Here is an 11,843-nt window from a genome sequence, read left to right on the forward strand (position 1 = left end):
GGTCATCGTCTAGTACTCCACTTCCTGCGAGCGTCGACGAATCGTGGTGACTTCATCGCGTTGGTTTCCGGTGGGCCCGTGGTAGTTCAGGGCGAAGGACTGCTGCGCGTACCCACCGATCAGATGGGTGGGCTTGATCATGATCCGGGTCAGCGCGTTGTGGATGCCGCCGCGTTTGCCGTTCTTTTCGGTGCGCGGCACGTCGACCGCCTTGTCCTGGGCGTGGTACATGAACACCAGGCCTTCGGGCATGCGGTGGCTGACGATGGCGCGGGCATTCACCACGCCGTTGCGGTTGGTGCACTCGATCCAGTCGTTGTCCTTGACCCCGATCTTGGCGGCGTCCACGTCCGACATCCAGATGCACTGACCACCGCGGGACAGGGTGAGCATGTACAGGTTGTCCTGGTAGGCAGAGTGAATCGACCACTTCGAGTGCGGTGTCAGGTACCGCACGGTGATCCCGCCGCTCGTGTCTCCGACGGCCGGTTCGTTGAACAGTGCGGTCATGTCCAGCGGTGGCCGGAACGTGGGCAGCTGCTCGCCGAGCTCACTCATCCAGTCGTGGTCGAGATAGAAGTGCTGACGCCCGGTCAGCGTGTGCCACGGCTTGAGCCGCTCGGTGTTGATCGTGAAGGGGGAGTAACGCCGGCCGCCGGTCTCCGAACCGGACCATTCCGGTGAGGTGTTGACCGGGACCGGCCGGGCCTGCGTGTCGGCGAACGTGATCCGCTTTCCCTCGCTCTCCTTGGCCAGATCGACCAGCTCGGTTCCGGTGCGACGTTCCAGCGCTTCGAAGCCTTCGACGGCCAGCCGACCGTTCGTGGTGCCGGACAACGCGAGGATGGCCTCGGCGGCGTGGGTGTCCTTGGCCAATGACGGGCGCCCGACCGCGACGCCGCTGACCACTGCGCCATTGACGCCGCGCAGATATTCGACCTCGGCCTCGGGGTGGGTGGTCACGCCCTTGGTGGTGAGGCCGACGGTTTCGACCATTGGTCCCAGCGCGGCCATCTTCTCGGCGATCGCCGGGTAGTCGCGGTCCACAATGACCAGCCGCGGCATGGTCTTGCCCGGAATCGGCTCGCATTCACCGGCTTTCCAGTCCAGCACGTGACCGCCGGGCTGCGCGGTGGCATCGGCGCTGTCGTGCTGCAGCGGCATCGCCACAATGTCCTTGCGCTTGCCCAGGTGTTTTTCGGCCAGCCACGAGAAGCCGCGGGCGATGCGGTGGAACGCCTCGAAATCGGTCTTGGTCTCCCACGGCGGTGAGATGGCCGGCGAGAACGCGTGCACGAACGGGTGCATATCGGTGCTGGACAAGTCGTGCTTCTCGTACCATGTGGCCGCGGGCAGCACGATGTCGGAGAACAGGGTCGTGCTGGTGTTGCGGAAATCCAGGGACAGAAGGAGATCCAGCTTGCCGACGGGCGCCTCGTCGCGCCAGCGAACCTCTTGGGGCCGAATGCCGTCCTCGTCGCGGGCGGCGACTGCGGAGTCGGTGCCGAGCAGGTGTTTGAGGAAGTATTCGTTGCCCTTGGCCGAGGAGCCCAGCAGATTCGACCGCCATACCGTCAGACAGCGGGGAAAGTTCTCCGGGGCGTCAGGGTCTTCACAGGCGAACTGCAAATGGCCCGACTTCAGCCCGTCCACCACGTATTCCGCGGCGTCCTTGCCCATCCGGGCGGCTTCGTCGGCCAGATCCAGCGGATTGCGATTGAACGTGGGGTAACTCGGCATCCAGCCGAGCCGGCTGGCCAGGGCGATGTTGTCGGCGGCGGTGCGTCCCGAGAACTTGCCCTCGGCCAAGGGGGAGGCCATCACCTCCGAGGTAAACGGGTCATAGCGCCATTGATCGGTCGCCAGGTACCAGAACACCGTGCCCTGCATCTGCCGTGGGGGCCGCTGCCAGTCCAGGCCGAACGCCAGTGTGGACCAACCGGTCACCGGCCGGCACTTCTCCTGGCCGACGTAGTGCGCCCAGCCGCCGCCGTTCACGCCCTGGCAGCCGGTGAGCATGACCAGCGTGAGAAACGACCGGTAGATCTGGTCGGAATGGAACCAGTGGTTGGTGCCCGCGCCCATGAGGATCATCGAGCGGCCCTTGGAACGCTCGGCGTTGTCGGCGAATTCGCGGGCGATGCGCTCGGCGGCCTGGGCGGGAACGCCGGTGATCTCTTCCTGCCACGCGGGGGTGTAGGGCTCGGACGCGTCGTCGTAGCCTGACGGCCACTGCCCGGGCAGCCCGTCGCGACCCACCCCATATTGCGCCATCATCAGGTCGAACACCGTTGTCACGCGGTGTCCGGCAATGGTTTTGGTGGGCACGCCGCGTTCCAGGACGCCGGGCTTGTCGCTGTCGAACCGGGGCAGCGCCACGGCAGCGGTGTCGTCATGGTTGCCGAGCAGGGTCAGCATGGGGTGGACACCGTGAAGGTCCAGGTTCCAGTGGCCTTCGCCGGAAGCGGTGAACCGGTGGCCGAGTGAGCCGTTCGGCACCACGGGTCGCCCGGCCTGGTCCAGCAGGACTGTTTTCGATTCGGCGGCTTCGGTGTCGGCATACTCACCGCCCAGATCGGCTGCGGTGAGGAACTTTCCGGGGAGCATCCGCCCATCGCGTTCGGTGAGGGTGACCAGGAACGGCAGATCGGTGTACTTCTTGACGTATTCGGTGAAGTACGGCGTCTGCTTCTCGACGAAGAACTCCTTGAGGATGACGTGGCCCATCGCCATGGCGAGCGCGGCATCGGTACCGGGGCGGGCTGGCAGCCATTCGTCGGCGAACTTGGTGTTGTCGGCGTAATCCGGTGACACCACGACCACCTTCTGGCCGCGGTACCGGGCCTCGGTCATGTAGTGCGCGTCCGGGGTTCGGGTGACCGGGACGTTGGAGCCCCACATGATCAGGTAGCCCGCATCGAACCAGTCGGCCGACTCGGGTACGTCGGTCTGATCCCCGAACACCTGCGGCGACGCCACCGGCAGGTCGGCATACCAGTCATAGAACGACAGCATCGACCCACCGAGCAGCGAGATGAACCGGGCTCCCACGGCGTGGCTGACCATCGACATCGCCGGGATCGGTGAGAAGCCGGCCACCCGGTCCGGCCCGTACTTCTTGACGGTGTGGACATGGGCGGCGGCCGCGATCTCGGCGGCCTCCCACCATTCGGCGCGGACGAATCCGCCCTTGCCTCGGGCCGATTTGTACCGCTTCGATTTCTCCGGATCCTCGACGATGTCGGCCCAGGCCAGTACGGGGTCCTTCAAGCGTTCCTTGGCCTCGCGGTAATACTCGAGCAGCACGCCGCGTACGTACGGGTAACGAACGCGCGCAGGCGAATACGTGTACCACGAGAACGAGGCACCGCGCGGGCATCCGCGTGGCTCGTATTCGGGCTTGTCGGCACCGACCGACGGGTAGTCGGTCTGCTGTGATTCCCACGTGATCACGCCGTCCTTGACGTAGATCTTCCAAGAGCACGATCCGGTGCAGTTGACGCCGTGCGTCGATCGCACGACCTTGTCGTGCGCCCAGCGGTCCCGATAGAACTCGTCAGCCGAGCGGCCGCCGATCTTGTGCAGAGTGCGCTGATCGTCGGAGATCTCACCGCGGTGGAAGTACCTACCCAGCCGCAGCAAAGCATCGGCAGGTGGTGTACCGCCTGCATGTGAATCGACCACGATCCGTCCCTCCCAGCTGTTGAATACTGAGCGTAAGGGCGTCGCGGAGGGCGTCAAAAGAACGCACCAGGAGGTGCGCACCGGTGTGAAATTGCGTTAACGCACAAGTTATTTCGCGGGAACGCGGTAGTCATACAGCGATTGGCGAGGGCCACCGCAATTGCGGGTGTCACCTGCGATTACGGCAGGAATTTCGGCCGGTTCCGAGTTTGGGGGAGCATCGGGATCGCACCGGGCGTGCCCGGGCAGGGCGCGATGATTTTTCACCCCGGTAACAATGCATCCGTCGGACGCTCCGGCCGTGACACGTCGATGGTTCACCGACTTCCCGGCGGCCTTCCTGGCCGGGAAGCAACGGGACGAACCCGATCGCCGTTGGACCGTGGTGACCTAGGCGGCAAACATATCGACGGTCAGGGACGGGCGGGATTCGTCCAGCTGATGGTGTGCCGGAACGCCAGGCGACGGCGCATCTGGGCGCCCGGCATAACGCCTTGGACGAGCGCATGCAGCTGATCGAAGCTGAGCTGCGGATCGCGAACCGGAAACGGCGGTGCCACCGCACCGCCGGACACCGGGCGTGGATGCTTGATCAAGCCGATGAGCGGGTTGGTCGCCGCCGAGGCGAAATCCCATGCGGTATCCCGGATCGACGCCGGGGCCGCCAGCCCGACAACCAGGAACCGCCCGCCGGGGGCCAGGAGTCTCTTGACGTCCAGCAGCGCCTGTTCGGCGTCGAGGTGGTGCAGCACCGCCACCATCGTGATCAGGTCGACGGTTCCGTCGACGAGCTGGCCCAGTTGGCTGTCGTCGATGGTGACGTTGGCCAGGCCGGCGCATCGTCGGCTCGCAGCGGCACGCATGGCCGCGTCGGCGTCTGTGCCGATGACGTGGGTGAACTGAGCAGCCAGTCGTGCCACCAAACCGCCCTGCCCGCACCCGACGTCGATCGCCGTCCGGCGCTGTGCGGGCAGGTTGGCCAGGATCCAACCGTGGAAATGATCGTTGTGACTCCACGGGTGCCTGCTGTTGAAGGCGTGCAGGCCGTCGGCGACCCGCCTGACCACCGGATGCTCGACGAGGCGGATGTCCATGCACCCACTGTGCCGGGCCGCGCGTGCCGGCAGCTACTGAGCAGCGGCCGGACGGCGACGGCGCCAGCCCGAGATCGCCCGCGCGGTGGAGGTGGCGGCCGGGATCAGTACCGGGAACAGGCCGATGAAGAACAGGGAGAAGAAGCCGAGGACAGACATGCAGGACTCACTTTCGTAGGCGGCTTTGGTTCGCAACTGCTCAAAGGGGTCGGCGTTGCGTTCGTGACCGAGATTACGAAGTGGGTCCGGCTGTGGCGATGGTCTCAACGGACGAAAAATCGGCCGCCGTATGTGCCGAGAAGACAAAAAGGCCGGTTGCTGCGGTGCCGCCGGCTGGGCACTGCGCTGCTCCGGTGAGCAGCTACTGCACCAGGTCGGCGGCGGCTTTGAGGTGCGTGACGGCCTCGTCGACGATCGTTTCGACCAGTTCAGCGCAGGACGGCAGATCGCTGATGATCCCGGCCACCTGACCGGAGGCCAGCACACCGGCGTCGGTGTTGCCCTCGACCAGACCGGCCTTGAGCAGCATCGGGGTGTTGGCCGCCATCACCACCTGCGACCAGGTGAGCTCTTTGCCGTGCCGCATGGCCAGACCGTCTTTGACCATCGACAGCCACGTCATACCCGAGAGCTTCTTGAACTTCTGGGCATTGCCGACCGCCGCGGCGAAGCCACGTGCCCGCGAACCGCTCTCCAGCTTCTCCACCAGACCGGTGCGCAGCACCCGGTGCGGCATGCCGTCCACCCGGGTGGACACCACAGTGCCGTCCAGCGCGGCCTGCAGATAACGCTGCTTGACCGCATCGGGCACGGTGGAATCCGAGGTCAACAGGAACCGGGTTCCCATCGCCACGCCCGCCGCACCGTAGGACAGCGCGGCGGCCAGGCCGCGGCCGTCGAAGAAACCGCCCGCGGCGATCACCGGCATGCCGGTGTCCTTGACGGCGTCGAGCACCGAGGGCAGCAACAGCGTGGTGGCGACCGGGCCGGTATGCCCGCCGCCCTCCCCGCCCTGCACGATCACCGCGTCGGCGCCCCATCCGGCCACCTTCTTGGCGTGCTTGGCCGCACCGACCGACGGGATCACCACGACCCCGGCGTCTTTCAGCTTGGCGATCAGCTCAGGCTTGGGAGCTAGAGCGAAGGAGGCGACTTTGACTCCTTCGCGGATCAGGAGGTCGACGCGCGCACCGGCATCTCCCGCGTCGGCACGCATGTTGATGCCGAAGGGTTTGTCGGTCGCGGCCTTGACCTTGGTGACGGCGGTCTGCAGTTCCTCGAGCGTCATCGTCGCCGATGCGAGGATGCCAAGCCCGCCGGCGTTGGAGGTTGCGGCGACCAGACGTGCACCGGCCACCCAGCCCATTCCGGTCTGCACGACGGGATGCTCGATACCGACCAGCTCGGTCAGCGGAGTTTTGAGCTTGCCCATTGCCTAGACCTTGACCTCTTTGTCGCGCAACGACTTCGGATCGATGACCTCACGCAGCAGCTTGAGCTCCTCGTCGGTGGCCAGCCGGGTGGTCTCGGCCTCCTGCAGGCCGTGCACCTCGAACGAGGTGTTGTCGGCCACCTGCTGAGCCTCGACGCCGGGGTGCAGCGACACCGCGCGCATCTGGTGGTCGGGGCCGTTGAAGTCGAATACACCCAGGTTGGACACCACGCGGTAGATGTTGGCGAACCGGTAGGCCGGGTTCTCTGGATCCACCTTGTCCCAACCGATTCCGGAGACGATGTCCACCGACTCACAGAACACCCGCTTGGAGTGGTTGCCCACGAAGTAGCTGGTGGTGTGGTTGATGCTGTTGCCGGGTGCACCGCGGACGCCGAACATCTGGCGGGTCGGGTGCTGGATCGGGCCGAACGCCGAAAGGTTCTGGTTGCCGTAGCGGTCGATCTGGTTGGCGCCCATCACCACATGGCGCTTGCCCCAGGCCAGGGTCTCGAAGACCCGGTTGAACGGCATCCAGCCCTCGATGGTGAACGGGGCACCGATCGCCGGGGTGTCGGCCAGGATCCGGGCCTCACCGTCGGTCAGCACGATGTCGGGGGAGAAGGTCAGCCGGGCCAGCCGGGCACCGATCTGGACGACGGTGGTCATGGGGCTGGCCATGATCTCGCCGGCGTCGCGGAACAGTTCGGCGCAGGCGACGGCGCACACCTCAGCGCGGGTCACGGCAATCACTTGGCGGCCTCCTTGTTTTCGGTGCTCCTCGCGTCCGCAGCGGCTTCCTTGAACTTCCGCACGGCCGCCTGGTAATCGGCCTCGCTACCCGACAGATACGTCTTGACGAACTCGGCCCAGGTCTCGTCGGAACCTGCAGCCTCTGCATAGTGGCGCTGGAACTTCTCGTCGCGCCGGTAATCGGGCTCGTTGGTGGTGAAGTGGGCGCCGTTCGGGGCCTCGACCACCGAGTCGACCATCATCCGGTTGATCAGCAGGGCCTGCGTCGGGACAGCCTTCACCAGTTCCTCGGTGGACACCACGCGCTCCACGGAAAGGATGCGCCGCGTAGCTGCCATTAGGAACAAGTCGTCGAAGTACGGGTCGATACCGGTGTAGGCCGCATTGCCCTGGGCATCACCGAGATTCATGTGCACGAAGGCCGCGTCGAGGTTCAGCGCGGGCATCGCGATGAGCTCCTCGTAGGCGCCGTCGGTCGGGTACGGCGACTTCACCGTCTTGAGCTCGTCGCCCCAGAACGTGCGGACGTCGCTGCCGAGGCCGGCGCGGATCGGCAGGAACGGCAGCCGCTGGGCGGCAGCCTGCAGGCCGCAGCGCAGCATGCCCTCGTCCATCTCGCGGGCCTCGATCGCACCGGTGGTGCGGGCGTTGGCGAACCACGGGTCGTAGAACGGCGGTGAGTCCAGCGACACGAAGCCGTAGTAGACGCGCTTGACCTTGCCGGCCGAGCACAACAGACCGAGGTCCGGGCCACCGTAGGTCACCACGGTCAGGTCTTTGACGTCGGTGCGCAGCAGGGCGCGGACGAAGGCCATCGGCTTGCGCCGTGAACCCCAGCCGCCGATGCCGATCGTCATGCCGCTCTCGATCGAGGCGACCGCCTCGTCGAGAGTTGTTCGCTTGTCTGTCATTTTGACCCCTTGTCAGTTCCGGCGAAGGCGTCGCGGTGCTCGTCGGACACACCGGACAGGTTGAGCTCGAAGGTGAAGCCCTGCTCCATGCGGTATCGCGCGTTGACCGGCTGGACGTCGATGAAGTTCAGCGCTTCCTTGGCCGCCCGGATCACCCGGGTGTCCTTGCTGGCGATGTCGCGGGCGACGCGCAGCGCGGCCTCGTCGAGTTCCTCCCGCGGGACCACCTCGTGCACCGAACCGAAGTGGTGCAGGGTCTCGGCGGGAATGGTTGCGGCGGTGAAGAACAGCCGGCGCATCAGGTGCTGGGGGACCAGGCGGGACAGGTGGGTGGCGGCACCGAGCGCGCCGCGCTCCACCTCGGGCAGGCCGAACTTGGCGTCGTCGGAGGCCACGATCACGTCGGCGTTGCCGACGAGGCCGATGCCGCCTCCGACGCAGAAGCCGTTGACGGCGGCGACGACGGGGACCTCGCACTCGTAGACGGACTTGAACGCGTGGTAGCAGCCACGGTTGGCGTCGATGAGCGCGGTGAAGCCCTCGGTCTTCTGCATTTCCTTGATGTCCACACCGGCGTTGAAGCCACGGCCTTCGGCCCGCAGGATCACCACGTGGGTGCTGCGATCGCGGCCGGCCGCGGTGATGGCATCGCCGAGCTCGAACCAGCCGGCTGACGGGATGGCGTTGACGGGCGGGTAGTTGACGGTGACCGAGACGATGCCCGGTTCGACTGTCTTGGTGGTGATCGTCATCAATCCACTTCCTGAAGGGGTCGCTACCTAAGCAAGCACTTGCTTGGTACGCTAGCACAGTGACAGTTACGCCAGAAGCCGGCACCATCGATTTGGGTTTGACCGGCAAGGTGGTCCTGGTGACCGGTGGAGTGCGCGGAGTTGGCGCTGGAATCAGCGGGGTTTTTGCCGGTCAGGGCGCCACCGTGGTGACCTGCGCGCGCCGTCCGGTCGAGGGGCTGCCCTACGAATTCCACAGCTGCGACATCAGGGATGACGACTCGGTGAAGTCGCTCATCGAAAGCATCGTCGAGAAGCACGGGCGCCTGGATGTGGTCGTCAACAACGCCGGTGGCTCACCGTACGTGCTCGCCGCCGATGCGTCGGCGAAGTTCAGCACCAAGATCATCGAACTCAACCTGATCGGTGCGCTGTCGGTGGCCACGCATGCCAATGCGGTGATGCAGAAGCAGGACTCTGGCGGTTCGATCGTCAACATCTCGAGCGTCAGCGGGCACCGGCCCACCCCGGGGACGGCTGCGTACGGAGCAGCGAAGGCCGGCATCGACAACCTCACCTCGACGCTGGCCGTCGAGTGGGCGCCGAAGGTGCGGGTGAACTCGGTGGTGGTCGGAATGGTTGAGACCGAGCAGTCCGAACTGTTCTACGGTGACGCCGACTCCATCGCCGCGATCTCCCGCAATGTTCCGCTCGGACGGTTGGCCGAGCCCGCCGATATCGGCTGGGCCACAGCATTTTTGTCGTCTGCGGCCGCGTCCTATATCAGCGGTGCGTCGTTGGAAGTGCACGGTGGCGGGGAGCCGCCGCATTACCTGTCCACCACGACTGCCGACATCAAGTAACTCGAAAAAGGAGACATCACAATGGGATTGCTCGACGGCCGCGTGGTCATCGTGACGGGTGCCGGTGGCGGTATCGGGCGTGAGCACGCGCTCGCGTTCGCTGCCGAAGGAGCCCGCGTCGTGGTCAACGACATCGGGGTCGGCCTGGACGGTTCGCCGGCCGGCGGTGGCAGTGCCGCGCAGAATGTGGTCGACGAGATCGTCGCCGCCGGTGGTGAGGCAGTCGCCAACGGCTCCAACGTCGCTGACTGGGCGCAGGCGGAGGCGTTGATCCAGAATGCCGTCGACGCGTTCGGCACCCTCGACGTGCTGGTCAACAACGCCGGCATCGTGCGTGACCGGATGTTCGCCAACGCCACCGAAGAAGAATTCGACGCCGTCACCGCCGTGCACCTCAAGGGCCATTTCGCCACGATGAAGCACGCCGCCGCGTACTGGCGGGCCAAGTCCAAGGCCGGTGAGACGGTTGATGCCCGCATCATCAACACCAGCTCCGGCGCCGGTCTGCAGGGCAGTGTCGGACAGGCCACGTACAGCGCTTCCAAGGCCGGCATTGCCGCGCTGACCCTGGTGGCCGCCGCCGAGATGGGTCGCTACGGAGTCACCGTCAACGGCATCGCCCCCTCGGCGCGCACGCGGATGACCGAGACCGTCTTCGCCGACATGATGGCCACTCAGGACCAGGCCTTTGACGCCATGGCGGCCGAGAACATCTCTCCGCTGGTGGTGTGGCTGGGCAGTGTCGAGTCAAAAGACGTGACCGGCAAGATGTTCGAGATCGAGGGCGGCAAGATCCGTATCGCCGAAGGCTGGGCTCACGGTCCCCAGATCGACAAGGGTGCCAAGTGGGATCCCGCCGAGCTCGGCCCGGTCGTCAAGGACCTCCTGGCCCAGGCCCGCCCCGCGGTTCCGGTCTACGGCGCCTAGGTTTCTCCCGCGAGGTTTCTCCCGCGAGCAGACACCAAACTGGCCCCTTTTCACGCGAAAAGGGGCCAGTTTTGTGTCTGCTCGGGTTAGGCGGCGTCCTTCTCGCTCGGCTTGGTTGTGGCCTTCTTGACCGCATCCTTGATGTTGCGCACCGAGGACGAGATCTGATCGCGGGTGTCCTCGACCGCTGCCCGCACGCGCTCGCGGGAATCGGTCACGGACTTCTTGAGGCCGGGGACCGCCTTGTTTCCGTCGCTGAGATCCGTTGCACCAGAGCGGGTATTGAGCTTGGGCTGCAATTTGGTCACCGTCGGCTTGGCGTCAGATTCTGCCCGGGTGTCGGTTGCCGTGCCCTGCGCAACCTTTACAGGCTTTGCATCCTCGGCGGGCTCGGTCACGCCGGCGGTGTTGTCCAGGGCCGCCTTCACGCTCTCGACATTCCCGACACGTTGCACGCTCTCGATGCCCGATGTCACCGCGTCGCGGGACTCGTTCTCGTTCTTCGGGATTGCCTTGCTCACCCGGTCGATGATCTCGGCGCCGATCGCCCGGTTGAATTTGGTCACCGAGAAGCTCGCGTCGGCGATGCTCCGATTGATCGCCGTGGCGATGGTGCCCGGATCCCGTGTGGCGAAGGCATCTGCCACCTGCGAAGCCGCGGCATTGAGCTGCCTGGACAGCGTCCGCACCTGGCGCAGGGCCTCGACCCGGAACGGTGTCTCGGGCCCCACCTCGGTGCCGTTCCAGTTCACGACGCGCCAGCCGTCCTCGGGGTTGCCTTCGACCACCACGTAGCCGGTATTTCGCAGCGGGTTGGTCATCAGCCACATCGGGTCTGCATTTTCTGCATTCAGGAAAACCCAGAACATGATCGCGCCGCCGTGCGAGAATGCCGCGACATTCCGGTCCCCGTTGTCGTACATCGTCTGGATTGCGCCATCCATGCGGGCGTCGAATTCTCGGCCGTTGATGGAGCCGGGAATCCGGGCGTCCAGGTCGCCCTGCAGCCATTTCAGCGGCGCCTGCAGATATCCGTTGATGGCGTCCGATTCCGGGGTGCCTTCGTAAATTCCCGCCTCGATTTCCTGAAGGCCGGGAATGACCTGGATCGGCAGTCCTAGATACTCGGCCATCGGCGCGGCAGTGAGTTGGGTCCGGACCATCGTCGAGGCGTAGATCGCGTCGTAATTGTTGTCGCCCAGCACTTTGACGATGTCACGGGCCTGTTTCCGGCCGTTCTCGGTGAGGACGGGTCCTGGAACCGACGTGTCGGCCACATCGGCCGCGTTCGCGGTGGACTCGCCGTGGCGAATGAACGTGATGCGCATGACTTCCGCGGCGTGGGCGGCCGGAATGGCGAGGAGAAATGCCAGGAAAAGCATTCCTATGCCAGTAATGGTCGCTCGGATGCCCGAGCGTCTGAAAACACTCATTTTGCTGCGTTTCTC

General features: G+C 65.5%; 10 protein-coding genes. 2 read left to right on the forward strand and 8 right to left on the reverse strand.

Annotated features, from left to right (window positions below):
- Positions 1 to 9: 9 nt before the first annotated feature.
- From BKG60_RS01515 to echA20, 7 genes are all read right to left on the reverse strand, one after another.
- Entirely contained in the window at positions 10 to 3,684 is a 3,675-nt protein-coding gene (locus BKG60_RS01515) for a nitrate reductase subunit alpha (RefSeq protein WP_242671533.1), read from the reverse strand.
- Between the two features lie 413 nt (positions 3,685 to 4,097).
- Complete coding sequence (locus BKG60_RS01520) at positions 4,098 to 4,778, reverse strand: class I SAM-dependent methyltransferase (protein WP_070187825.1); 681 nt, start codon at positions 4,776 to 4,778, stop codon at positions 4,098 to 4,100.
- Between the two features lie 33 nt (positions 4,779 to 4,811).
- Positions 4,812 to 4,937, reverse strand: coding sequence for a hypothetical protein (locus tag BKG60_RS32660; RefSeq protein WP_255742076.1), 126 nt, complete (start codon positions 4,935 to 4,937; stop codon positions 4,812 to 4,814).
- A 202-nt stretch (positions 4,938 to 5,139) separates the two neighbouring features.
- Positions 5,140 to 6,210 (reverse strand): (3aS,4S,5R,7aS)-5-hydroxy-7a-methyl-1-oxo-octahydro-1H-indene-4-carboxyl-CoA dehydrogenase, encoded by a 1,071-nt coding sequence (gene ipdC, locus BKG60_RS01525; RefSeq protein WP_070187826.1) that lies wholly within the window; start codon positions 6,208 to 6,210, stop codon positions 5,140 to 5,142.
- Between the two features lie 3 nt (positions 6,211 to 6,213).
- Positions 6,214 to 6,963, reverse strand: a complete 750-nt coding sequence (ipdB, locus tag BKG60_RS01530) for a cholesterol ring-cleaving hydrolase subunit IpdB (protein WP_070187827.1) — start codon at positions 6,961 to 6,963, stop codon at positions 6,214 to 6,216.
- Positions 6,960 to 7,874, reverse strand: coding sequence for a cholesterol ring-cleaving hydrolase subunit IpdA (gene ipdA / locus BKG60_RS01535; RefSeq protein WP_070946714.1), 915 nt, complete (start codon positions 7,872 to 7,874; stop codon positions 6,960 to 6,962). Before ipdA ends, ipdB begins: the two co-directional genes overlap by 4 nt.
- Entirely contained in the window at positions 7,871 to 8,626 is a 756-nt protein-coding gene (gene echA20, locus BKG60_RS01540; RefSeq protein ID WP_070946715.1) for a (7aS)-7a-methyl-1,5-dioxo-2,3,5,6,7,7a-hexahydro-1H-indene-carboxyl-CoA hydrolase, read from the reverse strand. The genes ipdA and echA20 overlap by 4 nt, the downstream gene beginning before the upstream one ends.
- Positions 8,627 to 8,685: 59 nt before the next feature.
- On the opposite strand from echA20, the gene BKG60_RS01545 reads away from it, so the two are divergent.
- Positions 8,686 to 9,468 carry an SDR family oxidoreductase gene (locus tag BKG60_RS01545; RefSeq protein WP_070946716.1) on the forward strand — a complete coding sequence of 261 codons (783 nt, stop codon included), beginning with the start codon at positions 8,686 to 8,688 and terminating at the stop codon, positions 9,466 to 9,468.
- Positions 9,469 to 9,489: 21 nt separating this feature from the next.
- On the forward strand, positions 9,490 to 10,395 hold the full coding sequence (locus BKG60_RS01550) for an SDR family oxidoreductase (RefSeq protein ID WP_070187830.1): 906 nt from the start codon (positions 9,490 to 9,492) through the stop codon (positions 10,393 to 10,395).
- Between the two features lie 86 nt (positions 10,396 to 10,481).
- Here BKG60_RS01550 and BKG60_RS01555 read toward each other — a convergent pair whose 3' ends face one another.
- Positions 10,482 to 11,777, reverse strand: coding sequence for a histidine phosphatase family protein (locus BKG60_RS01555; protein WP_242671534.1), 1,296 nt, complete (start codon positions 11,775 to 11,777; stop codon positions 10,482 to 10,484).
- Between the last annotated feature and the right edge of the window lie 66 nt (positions 11,778 to 11,843).

Source organism: Mycobacterium syngnathidarum, from assembly GCF_001942625.1.
In the GTDB taxonomy this organism is placed as follows: Bacteria; Actinomycetota; Actinomycetes; order Mycobacteriales; family Mycobacteriaceae; genus Mycobacterium; species Mycobacterium syngnathidarum.